Origin of the sequence: Demequina ureilytica, assembly GCF_048553575.1 — a bacterium.
Classification (GTDB): domain Bacteria; phylum Actinomycetota; class Actinomycetes; order Actinomycetales; family Demequinaceae; genus Demequina.
Genome location: NZ_JBLZIE010000003.1, coordinates 322,138 through 346,239, shown reverse-complemented (window position 1 = coordinate 346,239; position 24,102 = coordinate 322,138). Strand labels below are relative to the sequence as shown.

The window sequence follows — 24,102 nt, the reverse complement described above, 5'->3', positions numbered from 1 at the left end:
CGCTGTGACCATGACGACCGTCCTGATCGCCAACGGCCCCAACCTCTCCCGGCTCGGCACGCGCGAGCCCGAGAAGTACGGCACCACCACGCACGACGAGTTGGCCGCGCTGTGCATGCAGTGGGGGAGCGAACTGGGGCTCGAGGCCGTGGTGCGTCAGAGCGACGACGAGGCCACGATGGTGGGCTGGATGCACGAGGCCGTCGATAGCGGCTGGTCCGTCGTCCTCAACCCCGCCGCCTTCACCCATTACTCGTACGCGCTGCGCGACGCCTGTGCGCTCCTGTCCTCAGCGGGCCTGGCGCTCGTCGAGGTGCACCTCACCAACCCGCACGCGCGCGAGGACTTCCGGCAGACGTCGGTGATCTCTGGGGTGGCGACCGGCACCATCGCGGGGTTCGGCACCGACTCGTACCGGCTGGGCCTCGAGGCCATCGCCGCAAGAGTGCACTAGAGGCGACTGGGCTAGAATCGTCGACGGCCTCCGCGCTCGGCGCGGAAACGTACACAGACGACGCACCGAACTTAAGGACAACCCGTGGCGACCTCGAACGACATCAAGAACGGCTCCGTGCTGAACCTCGACGGCAACCTCTGGACGATCATCGACTTCCAGCACGTGAAGCCCGGCAAGGGTGGCGCGTTCGTGCGCACCAAGATGAAGAACGTGATGACCGGCAAGACCGTCGACAAGACCTTCAACGCCGGCACCAAGGTCGAGTTCGAGACCGTGGACCGCCGTGAGATGCAGTACCTCTACAGCGACGGCACCGGATACGTGTTCATGGATCCCGACACGTTCGACCAGGTCACGGTCAGTGAGACGGTCATGGGCGAGGCGACCGACTACCTGCTCGAGAGCCAGAAGGCGACCATCGGCTCGCACAACGGCAACCCCATCTTCCTTGAGCTGCCCGCATCGGTGGTGCTCGAAGTCACTTACACCGAACCCGGCCTCCAGGGCGACCGTTCCTCCGGCGGCACCAAGCCCGCCACGCTCGAGACCGGCAAAGAGATCCAGGTCCCGCTGTTCCTGGAGCAGGGCACCAAGGTCAAGGTCAACACGAGCTCGGGCGATTACCTCGGTCGCGTGAACGACTAGTGTCAGCCCGCACCAAGGCCCGCAAGCGCGCCCTCGACGTCCTGTTCGAGGCCGAGCAGCGCGGCATGAACGTCGGCGACGCACTCACCGCGAGGCTCATGGAGTCCGGTCGCGAGACCCCGCTGCCCGACTACTCTGCGGAGATCGTGCGCGGCGTGGTGTCGCGCTGGCGCGAGCTCGAGTCCATCATCTCGGACGCGAGCCCCGACTGGCCCATGAAGCGCATGCCGTCCGTGGACCGCAACCTGCTGCGCATCGCCGCATGGGAGATCCTCAGCAACGACGACGTCTCGGTGGCGGTGGCGATCGATGAGGCCGTCGAGTTGGCGCGCGACCTCAGCACCGATGACTCTCCGCGGTTCATCAACGGCGTGCTGGGGCGCATCGCGCGCGAGGCACCAGCTATCAGCACCGCCCCAACCGCAGCTGCCGAGACAGCCGAGCCCGCCGAATCTACTATGGAGATGGACGGAGACGACGCTCCGGAGGGAGACGACCCACGGTGACCCAGGACCGCGAAGAGCCCGAATCCGGCGAGCCCGAATCCGGACAGGCGACGCAGACCCCTTCCCAGCACAGCGCCTTCATGGAGCCTGCGGGAGATCTCAGCATCCGAGTGGGCCGCAAGCAGATCGATGTCGAGCGCCGCTGGGAAGCGGTCTCGATTCTCAACGACATCATGACCGGCCTGTGGTTCCTCACGGGCTCGATCCTGAACGTCCTGGACGTCGGCGACGACTTGCCGCTGTACTTCTACTTGGCGGGATCCTCGCAGCTGCTGGCACGTGCGTTCTTTCGACTGGAACGGCGGATCCACGCCAGCGGCGGACATAACCGGTCTCGTCCACGCATGTATAGGCCCGACGTCGACAACTGACGTTCCGGGCCCTCCGCGCTGGGGTAGGCTTTCCACCACTGTCACCATCCTTTAATGACCGTCCAGAGAGGCGGGGAAGGAGGTCGCCAGATGACTGGGACCGTTCTAGGCGCCCCCGACATCGGCCGGGCCCTCACGCGCATCGCCCACGAGATCCTCGAACGTAACGAGGGTCACGAATCCTTGGTGTTGCTGGGCATTCCCACGCGCGGAGTGCCGCTCGCGCACAGGCTCGCCGAGCGCATCGGCGATGTGGAGCTTGGGTTCGATGCCGCCGCCCGCACGGGCGCGCTCGACATCACCATGTATCGGGACGATCTCCACCGCCAGCCCACGCGTCCCATCGGCGAGACCACGCTCCCGCCCGAGGGGATCGACGACCGCACTGTGGTGCTGGTCGACGACGTCTTCCACACCGGCCGCACCATCCGCGCTGCCCTGGACGCCGTGAAGGACCTGGGACGCCCCCGCGCGGTCCAACTCGCGGTGCTGGTGGACCGCGGCCACCGCGAACTCCCGATCCGCGCCGACTTCGTGGGCAAGAACCTGCCGACGTCCAAGTCCGAGCGCGTGCACGTCCACCTCAGCGAGATCGACGAGACCGACGAGGTGCTGATCTCCGGATCGAGCCGCACGGGAGCGGGGGAGACCGCGTGAGGCACCTGCTCGGCACCGGCTCCATGTCCCGCGAGGAGGCCATTCAGATCCTCGACACCTCCGCCCAGATGGCCGCGACGCAGGAGCGCGAGATGCGCAAGCTCCCCACGCTGCGCGGCAAGACGGTGGTCAACCTGTTCTTCGAGGACTCCACGCGCACGCGCATCAGCTTCGAGGCCGCCGCCAAGCGCCTCAGCGCGGACGTCATCAACTTCTCCGCCAAGGGCTCGAGCCTGTCCAAGGGCGAGTCGCTCAAGGACACCGCGCTGACTCTGCAGGCCATGGGGGCCGATGCTGTGGTGATCCGGCATTGGGCGTCCGGCGCTGCGGAGCGGCTCGCGCACTCGGGATGGATGCACGGCCCCGTCTTGAACGCCGGCGACGGCACGCATCAGCACCCCACGCAGGCGCTGCTCGACACCTTCACCATGCGCCGCCACCTCGTCCCGGATCCTGCGGGCAAGGCGCTCGACGGGCTCACCGTGGCGATCGTGGGCGACATCCTGCACTCCCGCGTGGCGGGCTCCAACATCCCGCTGCTGAAGACTCTGGGCGCGAACGTCGTGGTGGTCGCCCCGCCCACGCTGTTGCCCTACGGCATGACGGAGCGTGAAGACATCTCCGTGCACTACACGCTCGACGATGCGCTGGACCACCACGAGATCGACGCCATCATGATGCTGCGCGTCCAGCGTGAGAGAATGACCGGCGGAGGATCGGGGTTCTTCCCGAGCCCCGAGGAGTACACCAGGCTCTTTGGTCTCGATGGGGACCGGCTGCGGCGCATGCCGGACCACGCGATCGTGCTGCACCCGGGACCGATGAACCGGGGTCTGGAGATCTCCGCGGAGGCTGCAGACTCGCCCCAATCGGTCATCATCGAACAGGTCAGCAACGGCGTCGCCGTGCGCATGGCCTCCCTGTATCTGCTGCTTGCCGGAGAGGAGGCGCACCAGTGACTGCTCGTGCGCACGTGATCGAGAACGTGTCCCTCTATGGCGACACCACCGCGGACCTGGTCCTCGCCGGCGGCGTCATCGCCTCATTGTCTGCGGCCGATGCGCCCGCTGGTGCGGTGCGAATCGACGGTTCGGGCCTGGTGGCCCTTCCCGGTTTGGTTGACCTGCACACGCACCTGCGCGAGCCCGGCCGCGAGGACGCGGAGACCATCGCCACCGGGTCGCGCTCGGCGGCCATCGGCGGCTTCACCGCCGTGCACGCCATGGCGAACACCACCCCCACGGCGGACACCGCCGGAGTGGTCGAGCAGGTGTGGAGCCGCGGCCGCGAGGTGGGCCTCGTGGACGTGTACCCCGTGGGGGCCGTCACCGTGGGCCTGGGCGGCACCCAGCTGTCCGAGATGGCCGCGATGGCGAACAGCCGCGCGCGAGTGCGGGTGTTCTCCGACGACGGCAAGTGCGTGCACGATCCGCTGCTGATGCGCCGCGCCCTCGAGTACGTGAAGACCTTCGGGGGAGTGGTGGCGCAGCACGCACAGGATCCACGCCTCACCGAAGGTTCACAGATGAACGAGGGCCTGGTCTCCGCGGAGCTGGGGCTCGCCGGCTGGCCGTCGGTCGCCGAGGAGTCGATCATCGCGCGCGACGTGCTGCTCGCGGGCCACGTGGGCTCGCGCGTGCACATCTGCCACCTGTCGACCGCGGGTTCCGTCGAGATCATCCGGTGGGCGAAGGTCCGCGGCATCGACGTCACCGCCGAGGTCATGCCGCACCACCTGCTGCTCACCGACGAGAGCGCGCGCTCCTACGACCCGCGCTTCAAGGTCAACCCGCCGCTGCGCACCCAGCAGGACGTGGATGCACTGCGGGCCGGCCTCGCGGACGGCACTATCGACATCGTCGCCACCGACCACGCCCCGCACCCGGACGAGGACAAGGACTGCGAGTGGGGCGCCGCCGCGATGGGCATGATCGGGCTGGAGACCGCGCTGGGTATCGTCCAGAAGACCATGGTCGACACCGGTGCGCTGTCCTGGCGCGATGTTGCCCGCGTGCTGAGCGAAACCCCAGCGCGCATCGGCCGCGATGAGGACGCCCACGGGCGCCCGCTCGCCCCGGGCGAGCCCGCGAACGTCACGTTGGTGGATCCCGCGGCCGCATGGACCGTGAACCCCGCTGCGACCGCGAGCCGGTCCAACAACTCCCCGTTCGGTGGCATCGAGCTGCCCGGCCGCGCCGTCGCCACGTTCTTGCGCGGCACGCCCACACACTTCGATGCACGACTGACCCAGCACGACACCGCGCCATCGAACAGCACTGAAGGAGCCCCCGCGTGACCCGCATCCCTGCGATCCTCGTCCTCGAGGATGGCCGCACGTTCGAGGGCGCCGCGTACGGCGCTCTTGGCCAGACCCTGGGCGAGATCGTCTTCAACACCGGCATGACCGGCTACCAGGAGACGCTGACGGACCCGAGCTACCACCGCCAGATCGTGGTGATGACGGCGCCGCACATCGGCAACACCGGCGTGAACGACGAGGACAACGAGTCCCGTCAGATCTGGGTCGCGGGCTACGTGGTGCGTGACCCCTCTCGCATGTCCTCCAACTGGCGCGCCCAGCGCACTCTCGACGACGACCTCGAGGCGCAGGGAATCGTCGGCATCTCCGGCATCGACACCCGGCAGCTCACGCGGATCCTGCGCGAGGGCGTGATGCGCGCCGGGATCTTCTCCGGCGACGCGCTCGCTCCCGGCGGTGCTCGCGTGGACATCGCCGAGCTGGTGGAGCGCGTGCGAGCCGGCGACCAGATGACGGGAGCCCACCTCGCGGACGAGGTCACCATCCCCGACGAATACGTGGTGGAGCCGCCCGAGGGCGTCGAGACCATCGCGAACGTGGTCGCAGTGGACCTGGGCATCAAGGCCATGACTCCCGAGATGATGGCTCAGCGCGGCATCCGCGTCACCGTGGTGCCGTCCACCTGGACCGCGGATCAGGTGCTCGCCAAGCAGCCAGACGGAGTCTTCTTCTCGAATGGCCCGGGCGACCCGGCCGCCGCGGAGCGCGCCGTCGGCGTGTTGCGCACGGTCCTGGACGCCAAGGTGCCGTTCTTCGGCATCTGCTTTGGCAACCAGATCCTGGGCCGCGCGCTCGGTTATGGCACCTACAAGCTGCCGTTCGGCCACCGCGGCATCAACCAGCCCGTGATGGACCGCACCACCGGTCGCGTCGAGATCTCGGCGCACAACCACGGCTTCGCGGTCGATGCGCCGCTGGACGGCGAATCCGTGTCGCCAGCGGGATACGGGCTGGTCAAGGTCTCGCACGTGTGCCTCAACGACAACGTGGTCGAGGGCCTCGAGTGCCTCGACATCCCCGCCTTCTCGGTGCAGTACCACCCCGAGGCCGCCGCGGGCCCGCACGATGCCGCGCACCTCTTCGACCGTTTCATCTCCGTCATGAAGGGAGCGCGCTAGCGATGCCCAAGCGCGAAGACATCCGTTCCGTGCTGGTCATCGGTTCAGGACCCATCGTCATCGGTCAGGCCTGCGAGTTCGACTACTCGGGCACGCAGGCGTGCCGCGTCCTCAAGGCGGAGGGTGTGCGGGTGGTGCTGTTGAACTCCAACCCGGCCACCATCATGACCGACCCCGAGTTCGCGGACGCCACCTACGTGGAGCCCATCACGACCGAGGTGATCGAGGCGATCATCGAGAAGGAGCGCCCCGACGCGCTGCTGCCCACGCTGGGCGGCCAGACCGCGCTCAATGCGGCGATCGACGCTCACGCCGCTGGCGTGCTCGATAAGTACGGAGTGGAGCTCATCGGCGCCAACCTCGAGGCGATCAACCTGGGGGAGAACCGTGAGCTGTTCAAGGGAGTGGTGGAGCGCTGCGGCGCCGAGTCCGCGAAGTCGCGGATCTGCCACACCATGGACGAGTGCCTCGCGGCGGCTGAGGAGCTCAACTACCCCGTCGTGGTGCGCCCGTCGTTCACCATGGGCGGCCTGGGCTCCGGCTTCGCGTACACGCCCGAGGACCTGCGCCGCATCGCCGGTGCCGGGCTCCACTATTCGCCCACCACCGAGGTGCTCCTCGAGGAGTCGATCCTCGGATGGAAGGAGTTCGAGCTCGAGCTCATGCGCGACAAGCACGACAACGTCGTGGTGGTGTGCTCGATCGAGAACGTGGACCCCGTGGGCGTCCACACCGGCGACTCCGTCACGGTGGCGCCCGCGCTCACGCTGACCGACCGCGAGTACCAGCACATGCGCGACGTCGGCATCGCGATCATCCGCGAGGTGGGCGTCGACACGGGCGGCTGCAACGTGCAGTTCGCGGTTGAGCCCGAGACCGGCCGGCTCATCGTCATCGAGATGAACCCGCGCGTGTCGCGGTCCTCGGCGCTGGCCTCCAAGGCCACGGGATTCCCGATCGCCAAGATCGCCGCGAAGCTTGCCCTGGGCTACACGCTCGACGAGATCCCCAACGACATCACCGGCTCGACCCCCGCGAGCTTCGAGCCGACCCTCGACTACATCGTGGTGAAGGTGCCGCGTTTCGCGTTCGAGAAGTTCCCGGCCGCGGACCCGGTGCTCACCACCACCATGAAGTCGGTGGGCGAGGCCATGAGCATCGGCCGCAGCTTCACGGAGGCGCTGGGCAAGGCGCTGCGGTCCATCGACAAGCAGAGCTCGAACTTCCACTGGAACGGCGACTTCCCCTCGGGAGACGAGGTCGACGAGCTGCTTGAGGCGATCCGTGTTCCTACCGAGAAGCGGTTCATCCAGGTGCAGCAGCTGCTGCGCGCGGTGCGTGCCGGCCACTGCGACCTGGAGCAGGTCTACCAGGCCTGCCGGATCGACCGCTGGTTCCTGGACCAGATGCTGCTCATGAACGAGGTCGCCCACGAGGTCGCCCACGCGCCAGAGCTCACCGAGGGCGTGCTGCGCGACGCCAAGCGCCACGGGCTTGCGGACACTCAGATCGCCTCGTTGCGCGGTCTCACCGTGGAGGACGTGTTCTCCGCGCGGGCCGAGCTGGGTGTGCAGCCCGTGTTCAAAACCGTGGACACGTGCGCCGCCGAGTTCGAGGCGCGCACGCCGTATCACTACAGCTCCTACGACTCCGAGGACGAGGTGTCACCGCGCGAGCGCGAGGCCGTGATCATCCTGGGGTCGGGCCCCAACCGGATCGGCCAGGGCATCGAGTTCGACTACTCATGCGTGCACGCAGCGCTGAGCCTCAAGGGCGAGTACGAGACGGTGATGGTCAACTGCAACCCGGAGACGGTCTCGACGGACTACGACACCGCAAACCGGCTGTACTTCGAGCCGCTCACGTTCGAGGACGTGATGGCCGTGTACGAGGCGGAGAAGGCGGCCGGCCCCATCAAGGGCATGATCGTCCAGCTGGGCGGGCAGACCCCGCTCAGCCTCGCGCAGCGCCTGGCCGATGCGGGCGTGCCCATTCTCGGAACGTCACCCGAGGCCATCGACAATGCGGAGGACCGCTCGGCCTTTGGCCGCGTGCTCGACGCGGCCCAGCTCCCCGCGCCTGCCTACGGCACGGCGCACGGCATCGAGCAGGCCATCGAGATCGCCGAGCGGATCGGCTATCCGGTGCTCGCACGCCCGTCGTATGTGCTGGGCGGGCGCGGCATGGAGATCGTCTTCGACCGCGCTCAGCTGGAGGACTACGGCACCCGCATGGCGGACGTGGGAGACCACGCCAGCGACGCGCCGCTGCTCATCGACAAGTTCCTTGACGATGCGATCGAGATCGACGTCGATGCACTGTTCGACGGCGAGGAGCTCTACCTCGGCGGCGTGATGGAGCACATCGAGGAGGCCGGGATCCACTCGGGAGACTCCGCGTGCGTGCTGCCACCGGTGACGCTGTCGCTCGACGAGCTCGACCGCATTCGACGCTCGACGGAGGCGCTGGCCCGCGGCATCGGTGTGCACGGGCTCATGAACGTTCAGTACGCGCTCGTCTCGAACGTGCTCTACGTGCTCGAGGCGAATCCGCGCGCAAGCCGCACCGTGCCCTTCGTGGCGAAGGCGACCGGGGTGCCCCTCGCATCGGCCGCCGCCCTGATCATGACTGGCGCGACCATCGCGGAACTGAAGAGGGACGGCGTGCTGCCTGAGAAGGATGCGGCGCACATCGACTTGACGCAGCGGATCGCGGTCAAGGAGGCGGTGCTGCCGTTCAAGCGGTTCCGTACCGCCCACGGCCTGATCGTGGACTCGGTGCTGGGCCCCGAGATGCGCTCGACCGGCGAGGTGATGGGCTTCGACGCCACATTCCCGCTGGCCTTCGCGAAGTCGCAGGCGGCGGCCTTTGGCGGGCTGCCCACCGAGGGCAAGGCGTTCGTGTCCGTCGCGGACCGGGACAAGCGCTCGATCGTGTTCCCAGTGGCGCGGCTGCACCAACTGGGCTTCGAGATCCTCGCGACCGCCGGCACCGCGCAGGTGCTGGGGCGTCACGGCATCCCCACCACGGTGGTGCGCAAGTACTCGCAGGGCCGCGGTCCTGACGGCGAGCCCACAATCGTGGACCTCGTCAACGAGGGTCTTGTCCCGCTCGTCATCAATACCCCGTCGGGCCAGGGTGCGCGCGCGGACGGATACGAGATCCGCGCCGCTGCGACCGCAGCCGATGCCGCGATCGTCACCACCACGCAGCAGCTCGCCGCGGCGGTGCTGGCGATCGAGGCGCTGCGGTTGGGACCCTTCGACGTCCTCAGCCTCCAAGATGCCGCGGGAGACCGTGCGCGAAACGTCATCGCAGGTAGCATGGCCTAGAAGTGCAAAATGGCGTAGAGGTGCGGTTCGTACGGGAGGAACATCACATGCGGTTCGGGTACAGGCTCGCCGGCGAGATGGAACGGCTGGGCCCGCTGTGCGTGGGAATCGACCCGCACCCCGAGTTGCTCGACGCCTGGGGCCTCGACGATGCTCCCGAGGGCCTGGCCGCATTCGGACGGACCGTGGTGGAGGCCGCCGCAGGCACCGCGGCCGCCGTGAAGCCGAACATCGCCTTCTTCGAACGCCACGGAGCGCGTGGCATCGCCGCGCTCGAGGACGTGCTCTCGGCCGCTCGCGAGCACCAGTTGCTCACCATCGTGGACGCCAAGCGGGGCGACATCGGCTCGACGATGCAGGGCTACGCGGACGCTTTTCTCCGTCTCGGCGCGCCCCTCGAGTGCGACGCGCTGACGGTTTCGCCTTACCTGGGCTTCGGGGCGCTTGAGCCCGCGCTGTCCCTCGCCGCGGAACACGGCAAAGGAATCTTCGTGCTGGCGCTGACCTCGAATCCCGAGGGCGCCTCCGTCCAGCACGCGCGCGCAGTCGACGGCGAGTCGGTCGCCGGGGCGATGGTGCGCGAGGCCGCTGTGCGCAACGTGGGCGCGGAGCCCATGGGAGATGTGGGGCTCGTCGTCGGTGCGACGGTGGGTTCGGCGATGTCGGAGCTCGGCATCGACCTCGATGGGCTGAATGGCCCGATTCTGGCGCCCGGGGTGGGCGCACAGGGTGCGGGACTTGCAAATGTCGCGGAAACCTTCGGGAACGCGTCACCGCTGGTACTCGTCAATCAATCCAGAGGGGTCCTCTCGGCGGGCCCCTTCGAACAGAAGCTGCGCGGCGCCATCCAGGCAGCCGCCGGAGCAGCCCATGACGCGTTGAGGGCGTGAGCCTGAGCGCGAGGAAGGAGTGGTCGTGGCAACACCTGAACTATCAGAAGAGCAGCGTGCGGCGGCCCTCGTGAAGGCAACCGCAGTGCGCAGCGCACGGCGCGTCTTCAAGGAGGAACTGGCCCGTGGAGAGATGACTCTCCAGGAGGCCATCGACCGCGCGAAGGCCGACGAGGCCCTTGCCGGAATCAGGGTGCGGGATCTGCTCCAGTGCCTCCCGGGCATCGGGCCCAAGCGCGCGGAGACGGCCATGGAGGACATCGGGATATCGCAGGCCCGCCGCATCCGTGGTCTCGGCACACACCAGATCGACGCCCTCGTCGAACGCGAGCATCGGTGACACGACTCGTCGTGCTGGCGGGCCCCACTGCCGTCGGCAAGGGCACGCTGGTGCGGGCGTTGCGGGAGCGGAGCCCCGACATCTGGGTCTCCGTCTCCGCAACCACCCGGCCCGCCCGGCCGGGCGAGGTCGACGGTGAGCACTACCACTTCGTGTCCGAGACCGAGTTCTCGGGCATGATCGAGCGCGGAGACCTGCTGGAGTGGGCGACCGTGCACGGCAAGCATCGGTACGGGACACCGCGCGGCCCGGTGGAGGAGCACCTGGCGGCGGACGTTCCGTCGCTGCTCGAGATCGACCTGCAGGGCGCGCGGCAGGTCCGCCGTGCGATGCCGGAGGCTCTCTACGTCTTCATCGAGCCGCCGTCGATGGAGGAGTTGGTGCGCCGGCTCGTCGGCCGCGGCACCGAGGACGACCTGGAGCGTGAGCGACGACTGCTGACGGCCAAGATCGAGATGGCGGCGTCCAAGGAGTTCGACGTCATCATCATTAACGACGACCTCGACATCGCCGTAACCCAGCTCGAGGCGCTGGTGCTAGCCGCGGGCTGAGCCCCGTCGGCACGCATGCACGGTAGACTCGATTCCGGACTTTCCCGTTAATCAATATTTTGGAGTGATCGTGGCCGGAACTGTGGCACAGCCCGAGGGCATCACCAACCCGCCCATCGACGAGCTGCTCGAGAAGGTGGACTCCAAGTACGCCCTGGTGATCTACAGCTCCAAGCGCGCTCGTCAGATCAACGCCTACTACGAGGCACTGGGCGAGGGCCACTTCGAGAACGTGGGCCCGCTCGTCGAGGCCGATTCGACGGACAAGCCGCTCTCCGTGGCGCTGCGCGAGATCAACGCCGGCACGCTGCTGGAGCTCGGCCGCAGCGAAGCCACCGAGTAACTCTCCGGGCGAGTAGCAGCACACCGATGCGCGTCCTCCTGGGCGTGACCGGCGGGATCGCGGCCTACAAGGTCGCGCTCGTGCTGCGTCGCCTGGTTGAGGACGGCCACTCGGTTCGGGTGGCACCCACCGCCGCTTCGCTCAACTTCGTGGGCAGAGCGACGTGGGAGGCGCTGTCGGGACACCCGGCGCCCACCGAGACGTTCGAGGACGTCCCATCGGTGGCGCATGTGCGCCTGGGACAGAACGCCGACGTGGTGCTGGTCGCACCTGCGACCGCCGACTTCCTCTCGCAGATGGCCGCCGGTGCGGCCCGCGACTTGCTGGGAAATGCGCTGCTCGCGACGGAGGCGCCCGTTGTGGTCGCGCCCGCCATGCACACCGAGATGTGGAACGACCCCGCGACGCGGGCCAATGTCGCTCTGCTGCGGTCGCGCGGGGTGCACGTCATCGAGCCGGCTGTGGGACGGCTGACTGGGCCGGACTCCGGACCGGGGCGGCTGCCCGAGCCTGACGACCTCGTGTCGGCGCTGTACTCGGTCGCTCGCGGCGAGGGGCTGTCGCTGACTGATGCGTCCTTGCCGTGGGGCGACCTCGTGGGGCGCCGGGTGGTCGTGACCGCCGGGGGCACGCGCGAACCTATCGATGCAGTGCGCTACCTCGGCAATCACTCGTCGGGCCTGCAGGGCTTCGCAATCGCAGAGGCCGCACGCGAGCGTGGGGCTACGGTCACGGTGATTGCCGCCAACGTGACGCTCCCGTTGGGCGAGGGGATCTCGCGAGTGGACGTCTCGACCGCTGAGGAATTGGCGCGCGTGGTAGCCGAGCTCGCCCCGACGGCCGACGCAGTGGTGATGGCAGCAGCGGTCGCGGACTTCCGTCCGACATCGACCTCCGCAACCAAGCTGAAGAAGGACGGCTCCGCCGGGCTCACGCTCGAGCTGGTGCAGACTCCCGATGTGCTGGCCGAACTCGTCGCATCGCGTCCGCCCGGGCAGGTCGTGGTGGGCTTTGCCGCCGAGACCGGCGACGATGCCGGCTCGGTGCTCGAGCACGGCGCGGCCAAGGCCCGGCGCAAGGGTGCGGACCTGCTGGTGGTGAACGAGGTGGGGGACGGTCGCGGGTTCGGCACCGTCGAGAATTCCGTGACTCTCCTGGACTCCTCCGGGACGCCCGTGGGTGAGGCGAGCGGGTCCAAGCTCACGGTCGCTGGCGCGGTGCTGGATGCTGTGGTGGAACGGCTCTCTTCTTCATCGTGATGCTTCGTCGTCCCTGCTAGTTCGCTTGTGAGGTCCATGTCAGACCCTGGTGTTTGACTGTAGGTATGGCTGATGAGGTGGCTGTTCTCGAGGCAGCGGACGTGGAGCGGGTGAGCGCGGTGGTGCGCGGGCTCGCGGCTCGTCCTGTGGCGGGGCAGTCGAAGGATCAACTTCTTGAGCTCAATGCTGCGGTAGCCACCTTGGAGCGTCTCGTCGGTGCGATGGGCGCCCGATGCGCGGGAGAGATCGCGCGGTTGTCGTCGCCAGATCTGCCCGGGGGCGGGCTCGCACGGCGCGAGGGTCAGGGCAACGCTCCCACGCTGCTGTCGAATGTCAGTGGCGGCTCGGTCGCGGGAGCAAAGCGAGCCATCACCGCAGGCGACGCCTTCACGCCCAAGCCGCCGGCGGCAGGTGCGCCGGTTCAGTCCCGAGCCCAGCCGAAGTATCCGGTGGTCGCCGCCGCGTCGGTGGCGGGGGAGTTGTCGGTGGATGCCGCGAGCCTGATCGTCGGTGGGTTGAACAAGCTTGCCGACCGTGTCGAGCCGGATGCGTTGGTGGCGCTTGAGGAGCGTCTGGTGTCGCGAGCGAAGTCGATGGCTGCGCATGAGGTGCGGAAGATGGTCGCTCGTGCTGTGGCCCCTGCCGACCGTTCCGGTCAAGAGCAGCGTGAGCGTGAGAACCACAAGGCGCGGTTTCTGTGGTGGAAGCAGGATCACGAGGACAACGTGGTGGTCCATGGGCAGATGGATGCGGTGACGGCGGCGCCGATCATCAACGTGTTGGAGCAGATGACCACGCGGGATGTGCGCAACAAGGGTCGCAGTGATGATCCTGATGCGGACACCCGAACTGTGGGTCAGATGCGGGCTGATGCGTTGTTCGAGCTGGCGCGGCACGCTTTGGGATGCACGCGGACGGAGAAGTCGGGGGTGCGGACCACGATCGTGGTGCGGATGGGGTTGTCGGATCTGATGCGCGGTGAGGGACTGCGCAGTATTGATGGGATCGAGCAGCCTGTGTCGGTGGGTCAGTTGCGCCGGTTGTCGGGGGATGCGGGCATCATTCCGCAGGTCCTGGGTGGTGATAGTGAGATCTTGGATCAGGGGGTGCGGGAGCGGTTCTTCACTGATGAGCAGCGCATCGCGTTGCTGCACCGGGATGGTGGGTGCGCGAAGTGTCATGCGCCACCGGAGCATTGCGAGGCCCATCACATTCGGTGGTGGCAGCACGGCGGCCTGACGGACCTATCGAACGGGGTGATGCTCTGCACGAGGTGTCATCACGATATTCACAATCAGGGCTGGGAGATCGTCGCGACATCGTCGTCGGTGTCGTTCATCCCACCGCCGAGCATCGATCCGGGGAGAACTCCGTCCCCCGGCGGGTCCGCGGCACTGGATGTCGACGTGCCCATTACGCCGCCCGAGGACTGGTGGCCGGACGTGACCCCTGAAGACGAAGCCATGGTTCGCGAGTGGGTGCGCGAGGACGCCGCGTGGAAGGTGGCTCATGGAGGCAGCGCCGATGACCCGTCGTTCGCGGCGATAGGGTTGAGCGCGTGAAGAATCTACGACTGTTCACCTCGGAATCCGTGACCGAGGGCCACCCGGACAAGATCTGTGACCAGGTCTCCGACGCGATCCTCGACGAGATGCTCCGCCAGGACCCGTACTCGCGCGTGGCCGTGGAGACCATGGTGACCACTGGCCTCGTGCACGTGGCGGGCGAGGTAACCACCGAGGCGTACGTGGACATCCCCGGCACGATCCGCGAGGTCGTGACGGGCATCGGCTACACCTCCTCATCGTCCGGCTTCGACGGTGACTCGTGCGGCATCTCCGTGTCGATCGGCGAGCAGAGCCCGGACATCTGGCAGGGCGTCGGCAGAGCTACCGACTCGGACAACGCTGAGCTTGGCGCGGGCGACCAGGGACTCATGTTCGGCTATGCATGCCGCGATACCCCCGAGCTCATGCCGCTGCCCATCGCGATCGCGCATCGGCTGACCCAGCGCCTCGCACACGTCCGCCGGGAGAACCTCGTCGAGGGCCTGCGTCCCGACGGCAAGGCGCAGGTGACCATCGGCTACGACGGCGACATCGCCCGCACCGTGGACACCGTCGTCGTCTCCACCCAGCACGCCGAGGGCATGGACATGACGGATCTGCGCGCTGCGGTCGAGGCCGAAGTGATCTCGCCCGTGCTGGCCGGCTTCGAGCTCGATGCGACGGGCCACCGCTCGCTCATCAACCCCACCGGCAAGTTCGAGATCGGTGGTCCCAAGGGCGACGCCGGCCTCACGGGCCGCAAAGTGATCGTGGACACGTACGGCGGCATGGCGCGCCACGGTGGTGGCGCGTTCTCCGGCAAGGACCCCTCGAAGGTCGATCGTTCCGCGACCTACGCCATGCGCTGGGTCGCGAAGAACGTCGTCGCTGCTGGCCTTGCGGATCGTTGCGAGGTGCAGGTCGCCTACGCGATCGGCACCGCGAGCCCCGTGGGCCTATACGTCGAGACCTTCGGCACCGAGACCGTCGCGCCCGAGCGCATCGTGAAGGCGATCCGGGAGGTCTTCGACCTCCGCCCGACCGCCATCATCGACGCGCTCGACCTGCGTCGACCCATCTACCGTCAGACTGCCGCCTACGGCCACTTCGGCCGCGAGCTCCCAGACTTCACGTGGGAGCGCACGGACAGGGCGCACGCGCTCGCCGAGTTGTGTCGATGAACAGCTGTGTGAATGAACAGTGGTGTGAGTGAACGTGTGCGCGTGAAGAACCCCTCGGTCGCCTCCGTGCGGCTCGACAGCCCTCTCCCGCACCTCGACCGCCCCTTCGACTACTCGATACCCGAGTCGCTCGCAGAGGTGATCGCGGTCGGCTCGCGCGTGCGCGTGCCTTTCGCGGGCAGGCTCGTGAGCGCGGTCGTCACCAGGCTCGCGCGCACGTCCTCGTTCAGCGGCGACCTGAGCGCTGTCCGCAGCGCGAGCGCGATTCCCAGCTATACGCCCGCGGCGTTGGGCCTGGCCGAGCGGATCGCGCGCCGGTACGGCGGATCGCTGTGGGACGTACTGAGGCTCATGGCGCCGCCGCGGGCCGCCTCCGTCGAGAAGCGAGAATGGGCCGACCCGCCCGAGTCGCTCACCTACGCGTACGGGGCTGCCGCCAAGCGCGCGACGGCCGCGCCTCTCGCGGTGATGGGGGAGCGCGTGGTGTGGGAGGCGCTTCCCGACGACGAGCCTCGCACGACGGTCGCCTCGGCTCGCCTGATCGCCACTGCTGCGGCCACCGCAGTGACGGGAGCCACCGCCATCGTCGTCGCGCCCGATGCGCGCGCCGTCGCAGCGCTGCTCGCGGAATGCGAGCGCCTGGGACTTGCGCGTTGGACCGCGCGCTCAGGGGGCACCGTCGCCGTCCTCGACCACGACGACGGCCCGGCCGTGAGATTCGGCAGCTACATCGCCGCCATGAGAGGCCACGCCCGGATCGTCATCGGCACCCGCCCTGTGGCGATGCAACCCGTGCCGAAACTTGGCGTGATCGCCGTGTGGGACGAGGCGAACGGTGGCCTGGAGGACATGCACGCCCCGTATCCCCACGCCCGCACCGTCGCGTCGATGCGCGCGGAGGACGGCGCCGGCATGGTGTTGGGCGGCTACGCCTTGAGCGCTGATTCCGTCGCGCTCGTGGAGCACGGCTGGGCGCGTCTCGAGGCACCCTCGCGCGACGAGGTGCGCGCCCGCGTGCCCGCCGTGGACGTCCTGACCGCCGAGAGGAGGGACGCGGAAGGCGGCGCCGGCTGGCACTGGATGCCAGGCAGCGTCTGGCGCGCCGTACGGAAGGCCGTCGCCGAGGGCCCCGTCGCGATCGTCGTGCCCCGCGCGGGCTACGTCCGTGCCGCCGCCTGCGCCCGGTGCGAGCATTGGGCCGAATGCCGCGAGTGCGGCTCGCTCCTCGGGCTGCCGAGCCACGACGCGGAGCCCGTCTGCCTGGATCACGCGCACCCCCAGACCGACTGGCACTGCCCCGAATGCCAGGGCTCGGCGCTCAAGCATGTGCGTCAGGGCGCCGACCGCATCGCGGAGCAACTCGCCCGCATGCTGGGTGAGGTACCGCTCACCGTCTCGACCGCATCGGCCGGAGTGGTGGACGACCACACGGTGACCGAGGGTGTGGTGCTCGCGACCCCCGGCGCCATCCCCGCCGTGGACGGCGGCTACCGGCACCTCGTCGTGACCGACGCCGGTGTGCCTGCTGGTACCGGCCTCGGCGGCGAGCTCAAGGCGATCCGTTGGTGGCTGGGTGCCGCGGCACTCGTGCGGAGCCGTCACCAGGCGGGTGCCGTGACGATCGTGGGAGACATCCCGCCCGCGGTGAGCCGCGCGCTGTCCACGTGGTCGCCCGCGCAGGCGGCCCTCGACGAGTACCGCGAGCGCAGCGCCCTCGGGCTGCCGCCGCACAGGCGATACGTCACCTTGCAGGGGGAGCGCGACCTCGTGGACGAGGCGCTGCTGCGGGCCGGCGCCGTCGACGACTTCTCGGGGGCCACCACGGTCATCGACATGCCCGATGGCGCCGGGGTACTCGTGCCCCGGTCACGCGGTCAGGATGTGGTCGACGCCGTCCGTGAGGTTCAGCGGGAGGCGTCGAAGGTCAAGCGCGAGCTCCGCGTGCGGGTCGACGGGCCACTCGAGCTGCCGCGCTGAGAAGGTGTGCTTCAGCCTTCGCGCTGAGCCAGCCCACTCGAGCTGCCGCGCTGAGGTGGCCTGGTGAGTCGGCCTGGTGAGTCGGCCTGGTGAGTCGGCCTGGTGAGTTGGCCTGCTCGAGCCCGTCCGCCTGCGCCCCGGCTGGGCTGGGCCAACGGCAACCGGCGCCCGCGCCGATCTGGTCCGCTCGAGCTGCCGCGCGGACCCCACGAGGGCTCTGGGCAGTCGCAGGCGAGCCGAGTGCGCCGCCCTACGATGGATGCATGCGTCTGCTCTTCGCCGGAACCCCCGACATCGCCGTGCCCAGCCTCGCGGCCCTCGCCGAGCGGCATGAGATCGTCGCCGTCATCACCCAGCCGGACGCCCGCGGCAAGCGCGGCCGCGACCTCCACCCCTCCCCGGTCAAGGCCTACGCCGAGGAGCAGGGCTGGACCGTGCTCACTCCCCAGCGTGCCTCCGACCCAGAATTCATCGCGCGGGTCGCGGAACTGGACGCCGATGCTGCCGCCGTGGTCGCGTATGGCCAGATTCTGCGCCCCGACTTGTTGGCAGCGACCCGGCTTGGGTGGGTCAACCTGCACTTCTCCCTGCTGCCCGCGTGGCGCGGCGCTGCCCCCGTCCAGCGCTCCATCATGGCGGGCGACGAGATCACCGGCGCGAGCGCCTTCCTCCTCGATGCGGGCATGGACACGGGCCCCGTGATCGGCACCATGTCGGAGCGCATCCGCGCCAACGACACCACGGGCAGCCTGTTGGAACGCCTGGCTCACGCCGGGGCGCCCCTGCTGGTCCAGGCGATCGAGGCGCTCGGCGCCGGCGACGCCGCCCCCATCGCGCAGGCCGAGGACGGGGTGAGCCACGCCGCCAAGCTGAGCCGGGACGATGCCTACGTGCGCTGGGATCGACCCGCTCATGTGGTGGACCGCCAGATCCGTGGCTGCACTCCCGCACCGGGCGCGTGGACCACGCTGCCCGACGGCTCGACCATGAAGCTCGGGCCCGTCCGCGCGCGCACTGATCTGTCGGCGACGGTGCCCGGCCAGATCGCTGCCCACGACGGCGCGGTGACGGTCGGTACGGGCGGTCACCCCGTCGCCCTGAGCTGGGTGCAGCCCGCCGGCAAGGGGCAGGTCGACGCCGCAGCCTGGTGGCGGGGCGCAAGGCTGACCGAGCCCGCCCTGCTGGGTGACGCATGAGCGCCGCGCGCGACGTTGCGTACCGCTGCGTGATGGCGGTCACCGACGACGATGCCTACGCGAACCTGGTGATGCCCGGGCTGATCGATCAAGCCCGTCTCGACGGCCGCGACGCCGCCTTCGCGACCGAGCTGGCCTACGGTGCCCTGCGCATGCGGGGGCTGTATGACGCGATCATTGGCAAGGCTTCGAAGCGCGATCCCGAGTCCCTCGACCCCGAGGTGAGGGCAGCGTTGTGGATCGGGGCGCACCAGGTGCTCGCCATGCGCGTCCCTCCTCACGCTGCAGTCTCCGAGACCGTCGACACAGTGCGCCGCGAGCGCGGCCAGGGCGCAGCGAAATTTGCGAACGCCATCATGCGCCGCGTCACTGAGAAGACGGCCGATGCCTGGGTGGCCGTGGTCGCGCCCGGCACCTCGCGCTCGTCCAGGGCGGTGCGGTACTCGCACCCCGAGTGGGTGGTCGCGGAGCTCGAGCGGTCTCTCGCCGCGGACGGCCGCGCTGGCGAGATCGACGCGCTGCTCGAGGCCGACAACACCGCCGCGCGCGTCACGCTCGCCGCCCGACCAGGGCTGGCGGACCGCGACGACCTGGCCAGCGAGACCGGCGGCGAGCCGGGCCTCCTGTCGCCGTGGGCCGTCGGATTGCCGTCGGGGCGACCTGGCGACGTGGAGGCGGTCGCCGACGGCCGCGCCGCGGTGCAGGACGAGGGCAGCCAGGTGGCCGCCGGCGCGCTCGTCGCGGCCCGCGACCTCGCAGCCGGAGAGCGCTGGCTCGACCTGTGCGCCGGTCCCGGTGGCAAGGCTGCGCTCCTAGGCGCGATCGCCGCCGAGGCCGGGAGCCACCTGGACGCGCTCGAGCTGCACCCCCATCGAGCCGAACTCGTACGAAGGTCCGTCCGCGCTGTGCCCGGGCGCGCGGTCAGCGTGCACGTGGGCGACGCCCGCGAGTGGGGAGAGGCGGGTGCCTACCAGCGCATCGTGCTCGATGCCCCTTGCTCGGGAATCGGCGCCCTGAGGCGCCGCCCCGAGTCGCGTTGGCGCCGCAGCCCCGAGGACCTGACCGAGCTCGCGACTCTGCAGCGCGAGCTGCTCGCGAGCGCCGAGCGGCTCCTGGCCCCCGGCGGAGTCCTCGCGTACATCACCTGCTCGCCGGTACTCTCCGAGACCCGCGAGGTGGTCGCGGATTCCGCGCTTCGGCAGATCGATGCACGCGAGGCCGTCGCGTCCCTGACCGGCACCGCCGTGACCGACTGGGGGGCCGGGCCACACGTCCAGATGTGGCCTCACGCCCATGGCACGGACGCGATGTTCGTGGCGTTGCTCGAGCGCCCGGCGTGAGGGCGCCACCCGAACCGCCGACCGCACCGCGCGTGCTCGCGACGCTGCGGCGCTAGGCTCGAGCCATGGGCATTCAGATCTCTCCGTCCATCCTGGCCGCCGACTTCGCGAACCTGGAGCGTGACATCGCCTCGGTCGCGAACGCCGACTGGCTGCACGTGGATGTCATGGACGCGCACTTCGTCCCGAACCTCACTCTGGGCCTGCCGGTGCTCGAGCGCATCGCACAGGTGTCGCCCATGCCCATCGACGCGCACTTGATGATCGACGACCCCGACCGCTGGGCGCCGAAGTATGCGGAGGCGGGCGCGACCTCGGTGACGTTCCACTACGAGGCCGCCAAGGACCCCGTGGCCATCGCCAAAAACTTGCGTGCCCTGGGCGCGCGCGCATCGGTCGCGCTCAAGCCCGGCACCGACGTCGACGTCGTCATCGATCAGCTGCGCGAATTCGACATGGTGCTGGTGATGACCGTCGAGCCCGGCTTCGGCGGCCAGTCCTTCATGCCCGAGACGCTGCCCAAGTTCCAGGCGTTGCGCGCGGCTGCCGAGGCCGCAGGGCACGAGCTGTGGCTGCAGTCAGACGGAGGAGTGTCGCGGGACACCATCGAGGACATCGCCGCTGCCGGCTGCGACGTGTTCGTGGCCGGCTCCGCAGTGTTCGGCGCCGACGACCGCCAGGCGGAGATCTCCGCCCTGCGCAAGCTCGCCGCCGACGCGCGGCCCACATGAGCGACGATCCCGCCCCCGTCACCGTCGCTCAGGCGATGGACCGCGCCGTCGCCCTCGCGTCCCTGGGACCCGCCTACGGACCCAACCCGCGCGTCGGCTGCGTGATCCTTGACGCTCACGGCGCCGTGCTGGCCGAAGGGTGGCACCGCGGTGCCGGCACCGCTCACGCGGAGGTCGCCGCCATCGCCGATGCCGCGGACCGGGGGATCGACGTCCGCGGAGGCACGGCCGTGGTCACCCTGGAGCCCTGTGCCCACACCGGGCGCACGGGACCGTGTGTGGACGCGCTCACAGAGGCCGGAATCGCCGCCGTCTCGTACGCCGTCGCCGATCCAGGCCGGGCGTCCGGCGGGGGAGCAGAGGTGCTCGCGTCGCGAGGCATCCCCGCGACGCTCGCTCCGCACTCGGCAGCCACGGCGCTCACGCACCGGTGGCTCACCGCCATGCGGCTCGGACGCCCATACGTCATCGCGAAGTGGGCCTCAACCCTCGACGGCCGGATGGCCGCGGCCGATGGCAGCGCATTCTGGATCACGGGGCCCGAGGCCCGCGACCACGCGCACGGCGTGCGTGCCGAGGTCGACGCGATCGCCGTCGGCACCGGGACCGTGCTCGCGGACGATCCGCAGCTGTCCGCGCGGCCCGCTGGGACGGAGGCGGAGCATCAGCCGCTGCGTGTCGTGCTCGGCCGCACCGCCACCCTCGGCAGCAAGGTGTGGCGAGACGAACACGCCCTCGCCGTGGAGTCCCACGATCCGCGTGTCGCTCTCGCCACTCTCTGGGCCCTCGAGGTCCGCACCCTGGTGGTCGAGGGCGGCCACACCGTGCTGTCAGCTTTCCTGCGCTCCGGCCTCGTGGACGAGATCCACGCGTACATTGCGCCCGCCCTGCTGGGCGCGGGACCCAGCGTGGTGGAGGACCTGGGAATCGGAACGATGGCGGACGCGTTGAGGGGGCATCACGTGAATTTTCAACCATTGGGTGCGGATATCCTTGTGTCCGCCCATCTCTCGAGAGGAATCTGATGTTCACCGGCATTGTGGAGGCCGTCGGCACCGTGGTGGACGTCGTCGATGAGGGCACGCGCTCACGCATGACGATCGAGTCCTCGGGCTTCGGCTCCGACCTGCAGCACGGCGAGTCCATCGCGGTCGACGGCGTGTGCCTCACCGTGGCGGAACAGAGCGCGGGCACCGGCCAGACCGGCGTGTGGCTCGCAGACGTCATGCGAGTCACCCGCGACACCACCACGCTCGGGGACATCGTCCCCGGCCGCCAAGTCAACCTCGAGCGCGCGCTGCGCGCGGACGGCCGCCTGGGCGGCCACATTATGCAAGGCCACGTCGACGGCTCCGCGGAGCTGATCACGCGCGACTCGCAGGCCGAGTGGGACGACTTCACGTTCGCGCTGCCCGCCGAGCTGGTGCGGTACGTGGTGCCCAAGGGCTCGATCGCGCTCAACGGCGTGTCGCTGACAGTCGCGGCGCTGGATGGCAATCGCGCCACCGTGTCGCTCATCCCCACGACTCTTGCGGACACCACGTTGGGCGACGTGGTCGTCGGCGACCGCGTGAACGTCGAGGTGGACGTGATGGGCAAGTACGTCGAGTCGATGCTGGCGGCGCGCTCATGACCGAGGACGTCGTCACCCTGGTGGACCGCGCACTTGCGGACCTGCGCGCCGGCAAGCCCGTCCTGGTCGCCGATTCGCGCCACCGTGAGAACGAGGCGGACTTCATCATGTCCGCGCAGACCACCACCGTGGAGTGGGTGGCCTGGGGCATCCGCCACTCGAGCGGCTATCTGTGCGCGCCCATGCCCGGGCCCCGGGCAGACGCGCTGAACCTGCCGCTGATGGTCCCCAACAGCCAGGACCCGCGCCGCACCGCCTACACCGTCTCCGTCGATGCCGCCGTGGGCGTGACCACCGGGATCTCCGCCGCGGACCGCCACCGCACGCTCCAGGTGCTGGCGGACCCCGGCACGCGCACCGACGACGTCATCCGTCCCGGCCACGTGCTGCCGCTGCGGGCCGTCGCCGGGGGAGTGCTGCACCGCCCCGGGCACACCGAGGCCGCGGTGGACCTGTGCCGCCTCGCGGGACTCGAGCCGGTGGGAGTGATCGCGGAACTGGTGAACGACGACGGCACCATGATGCGCACCGGGGACGCGACCGAGGTCGCCGAGCACGAGAACCTCGTCTTCATGACCATCGCGGACCTCATCGAGTACCGCCGTCTGAAGGACGACCAGCCGCCGCCCATCGAGCCCGCACCCCACCGTGTCACCGCATCGGGCGATGCGCGCTTGCCCACCCGCCACGGCGTGGTCACGGTCAAGGCGTACCGCGATGCCCGCACCGGCGACGAGCACGTGGCGCTGACGGCACCCGTGCCGCCGGGGATGCTGCCGTTCGTGCGCGTGCACTCGGAGTGCCTCACGGGAGACGCCTTCGGGTCCCAGCGGTGCGACTGCGGTCCCCAGCTGGACGCCGCGATCGAGCGAGTGGCCAACGAGGGCGGCGCCGTCGTCTACCTGCGCGGTCACGAGGGGCGCGGCATCGGCATCCTGGGCAAGATCCAGGCGTACGCCCTGCAGGACCAGGGCCGCGACACGGTCGACGCCAACACTGATCTTGGCTTCCCGGTGGATCGCCGCGAGTACGGCGCGGCCGCCGCGATCCTGCAGGACCTGGGGCTCGACGAGGTGCGGCTCATGACCAACAATCCCGCGAAGGTCGAGGCCATGCGCGCCTCGGGCATCAACGTCGCGGAGCGCATTCCGCACCACTTCGGGGAGCACCCCGAGAACGCGGCGTATCTGCGCACCAAGATCGAGCGCATGGGACACCTGTTGGGAGACAACGCATGAGCGGCGACGGCGCACCAGAGATTCAGGTGGACGGCAAGGGCATGACGGTCGAGATCGTCGCGAGCCTGTGGCACACGGACGTCATGGACGGGCTGGTCGCGGGCGCCGTGCGTGCCGCCGAGGCGAGCGGGGCGGCCCATCGCCTCACACGCGTTGCCGGAGCGTTCGAACTCACCGTGGTGGCCGAGGCACTCGCGCGCCGGGGTGCCGACGCCGTCGTGGCGCTCGGCGTCGTCGTCAAGGGCGAGACTCCCCACTTCGAGTTCGTGTGCGAGTCGGTCACGATGGGTCTCACCGAGGTGGCGCGCGCCAACGCCGTGCCCGTGGGGTTCGGGGTTCTCACGGTCGACGAGGTGCAGCACGCCCTCGACCGTGCGGGACTCGAGGGTTCCAAGGAGGACAAGGGCGCCGAGGCCGTCGAGGCGGCCCTCTCGACCGCGCTGATCCTGCGCGGGCTTGCGTAGCCCCCG

Annotated in this window: 24 protein-coding genes; all 24 read left to right on the top strand. The window is 69.4% G+C overall.

The window, feature by feature from the left end; translation table 11 throughout:
- Positions 1 to 10 precede the first annotated feature (10 nt).
- The 24 genes from ACNI3K_RS11080 to ribH all read left to right on the top strand — a co-directional run bounded on the left by ACNI3K_RS11080 (position 11) and on the right by ribH (position 24,096).
- Complete coding sequence (locus ACNI3K_RS11080; RefSeq protein WP_419391957.1) at positions 11 to 454, top strand: type II 3-dehydroquinate dehydratase; 444 nt, start codon at positions 11 to 13, stop codon at positions 452 to 454.
- A gap of 84 nt (positions 455 to 538) precedes the next feature.
- Positions 539 to 1,102: an elongation factor P gene (gene efp / locus ACNI3K_RS11075; protein ID WP_419391956.1), complete on the top strand. Its 564-nt coding sequence runs from the start codon at positions 539 to 541 to the stop codon at positions 1,100 to 1,102.
- Positions 1,102 to 1,608: a transcription antitermination factor NusB gene (gene nusB / locus ACNI3K_RS11070; RefSeq protein ID WP_419391955.1), complete on the top strand. Its 507-nt coding sequence runs from the start codon at positions 1,102 to 1,104 to the stop codon at positions 1,606 to 1,608. Before efp ends, nusB begins: the two co-directional genes overlap by 1 nt.
- Positions 1,605 to 1,979, top strand: a complete 375-nt coding sequence (locus ACNI3K_RS11065; RefSeq protein ID WP_419391954.1) for a YrhK family protein — start codon at positions 1,605 to 1,607, stop codon at positions 1,977 to 1,979. The genes nusB and ACNI3K_RS11065 overlap by 4 nt, the downstream gene beginning before the upstream one ends.
- Positions 1,980 to 2,069: 90 nt before the next feature.
- A complete protein-coding gene (pyrR, locus tag ACNI3K_RS11060) occupies positions 2,070 to 2,636 on the top strand; it encodes a bifunctional pyr operon transcriptional regulator/uracil phosphoribosyltransferase PyrR (RefSeq protein ID WP_419391953.1) in 567 nt (188 codons plus the stop codon).
- Positions 2,633 to 3,595, top strand: coding sequence for an aspartate carbamoyltransferase catalytic subunit (locus ACNI3K_RS11055; RefSeq protein ID WP_419391952.1), 963 nt, complete (start codon positions 2,633 to 2,635; stop codon positions 3,593 to 3,595). The genes pyrR and ACNI3K_RS11055 overlap by 4 nt, the downstream gene beginning before the upstream one ends.
- The gene (locus tag ACNI3K_RS11050; RefSeq protein WP_419391951.1) at positions 3,592 to 4,932 is read left to right on the top strand and encodes a dihydroorotase; all 1,341 of its coding nucleotides are present in this window, start codon (positions 3,592 to 3,594) and stop codon (positions 4,930 to 4,932) included. Before ACNI3K_RS11055 ends, ACNI3K_RS11050 begins: the two co-directional genes overlap by 4 nt.
- On the top strand, positions 4,929 to 6,074 hold the full coding sequence (gene carA, locus ACNI3K_RS11045; RefSeq protein ID WP_419391950.1) for a glutamine-hydrolyzing carbamoyl-phosphate synthase small subunit: 1,146 nt from the start codon (positions 4,929 to 4,931) through the stop codon (positions 6,072 to 6,074). Before ACNI3K_RS11050 ends, carA begins: the two co-directional genes overlap by 4 nt.
- Positions 6,075 to 6,076: 2 nt before the next feature.
- Complete coding sequence (carB, locus tag ACNI3K_RS11040) at positions 6,077 to 9,406, top strand: carbamoyl-phosphate synthase large subunit (protein WP_419391949.1); 3,330 nt, start codon at positions 6,077 to 6,079, stop codon at positions 9,404 to 9,406.
- Between the two features lie 47 nt (positions 9,407 to 9,453).
- Positions 9,454 to 10,296 (top strand): orotidine-5'-phosphate decarboxylase, encoded by an 843-nt coding sequence (pyrF, locus tag ACNI3K_RS11035; RefSeq protein WP_419391948.1) that lies wholly within the window; start codon positions 9,454 to 9,456, stop codon positions 10,294 to 10,296.
- Positions 10,297 to 10,321: 25 nt separating this feature from the next.
- Positions 10,322 to 10,636 (top strand): integration host factor, actinobacterial type, encoded by a 315-nt coding sequence (gene mihF / locus ACNI3K_RS11030; protein ID WP_419391947.1) that lies wholly within the window; start codon positions 10,322 to 10,324, stop codon positions 10,634 to 10,636.
- Complete coding sequence (gene gmk, locus ACNI3K_RS11025; RefSeq protein ID WP_419391946.1) at positions 10,633 to 11,187, top strand: guanylate kinase; 555 nt, start codon at positions 10,633 to 10,635, stop codon at positions 11,185 to 11,187. Before mihF ends, gmk begins: the two co-directional genes overlap by 4 nt.
- A 70-nt stretch (positions 11,188 to 11,257) precedes the next feature.
- Positions 11,258 to 11,530, top strand: a complete 273-nt coding sequence (rpoZ, locus tag ACNI3K_RS11020; RefSeq protein ID WP_419391945.1) for a DNA-directed RNA polymerase subunit omega — start codon at positions 11,258 to 11,260, stop codon at positions 11,528 to 11,530.
- Positions 11,531 to 11,556: 26 nt separating this feature from the next.
- The gene (gene coaBC / locus ACNI3K_RS11015) at positions 11,557 to 12,789 is read left to right on the top strand and encodes a bifunctional phosphopantothenoylcysteine decarboxylase/phosphopantothenate--cysteine ligase CoaBC (protein ID WP_419391944.1); all 1,233 of its coding nucleotides are present in this window, start codon (positions 11,557 to 11,559) and stop codon (positions 12,787 to 12,789) included.
- Between the two features lie 65 nt (positions 12,790 to 12,854).
- Entirely contained in the window at positions 12,855 to 14,351 is a 1,497-nt protein-coding gene (locus ACNI3K_RS11010; protein WP_419391943.1) for an HNH endonuclease signature motif containing protein, read from the top strand.
- Positions 14,348 to 15,517, top strand: a complete 1,170-nt coding sequence (metK, locus tag ACNI3K_RS11005; RefSeq protein ID WP_419391942.1) for a methionine adenosyltransferase — start codon at positions 14,348 to 14,350, stop codon at positions 15,515 to 15,517. The genes ACNI3K_RS11010 and metK overlap by 4 nt, the downstream gene beginning before the upstream one ends.
- 42 nt (positions 15,518 to 15,559) lie before the next feature.
- Complete coding sequence (locus ACNI3K_RS11000) at positions 15,560 to 17,494, top strand: primosomal protein N' family DNA-binding protein (protein WP_419391941.1); 1,935 nt, start codon at positions 15,560 to 15,562, stop codon at positions 17,492 to 17,494.
- A gap of 263 nt (positions 17,495 to 17,757) precedes the next feature.
- Entirely contained in the window at positions 17,758 to 18,690 is a 933-nt protein-coding gene (gene fmt / locus ACNI3K_RS10995) for a methionyl-tRNA formyltransferase (RefSeq protein ID WP_419391940.1), read from the top strand.
- Positions 18,687 to 20,030: an RsmB/NOP family class I SAM-dependent RNA methyltransferase gene (locus ACNI3K_RS10990; RefSeq protein WP_419391939.1), complete on the top strand. Its 1,344-nt coding sequence runs from the start codon at positions 18,687 to 18,689 to the stop codon at positions 20,028 to 20,030. The genes fmt and ACNI3K_RS10990 overlap by 4 nt, the downstream gene beginning before the upstream one ends.
- Positions 20,031 to 20,095: 65 nt before the next feature.
- Positions 20,096 to 20,761 carry a ribulose-phosphate 3-epimerase gene (gene rpe, locus ACNI3K_RS10985; protein ID WP_419391938.1) on the top strand — a complete coding sequence of 222 codons (666 nt, stop codon included), beginning with the start codon at positions 20,096 to 20,098 and terminating at the stop codon, positions 20,759 to 20,761.
- The gene (gene ribD / locus ACNI3K_RS10980; protein ID WP_419391937.1) at positions 20,758 to 21,786 is read left to right on the top strand and encodes a bifunctional diaminohydroxyphosphoribosylaminopyrimidine deaminase/5-amino-6-(5-phosphoribosylamino)uracil reductase RibD; all 1,029 of its coding nucleotides are present in this window, start codon (positions 20,758 to 20,760) and stop codon (positions 21,784 to 21,786) included. Before rpe ends, ribD begins: the two co-directional genes overlap by 4 nt.
- Positions 21,786 to 22,394: a riboflavin synthase gene (locus tag ACNI3K_RS10975; protein ID WP_419391936.1), complete on the top strand. Its 609-nt coding sequence runs from the start codon at positions 21,786 to 21,788 to the stop codon at positions 22,392 to 22,394. The genes ribD and ACNI3K_RS10975 overlap by 1 nt, the downstream gene beginning before the upstream one ends.
- Positions 22,391 to 23,632, top strand: coding sequence for a GTP cyclohydrolase II (gene ribA / locus ACNI3K_RS10970; RefSeq protein WP_419391935.1), 1,242 nt, complete (start codon positions 22,391 to 22,393; stop codon positions 23,630 to 23,632). The genes ACNI3K_RS10975 and ribA overlap by 4 nt, the downstream gene beginning before the upstream one ends.
- Complete coding sequence (gene ribH / locus ACNI3K_RS10965) at positions 23,629 to 24,096, top strand: 6,7-dimethyl-8-ribityllumazine synthase (protein WP_419391934.1); 468 nt, start codon at positions 23,629 to 23,631, stop codon at positions 24,094 to 24,096. The genes ribA and ribH overlap by 4 nt, the downstream gene beginning before the upstream one ends.
- Positions 24,097 to 24,102 lie beyond the last annotated feature (6 nt).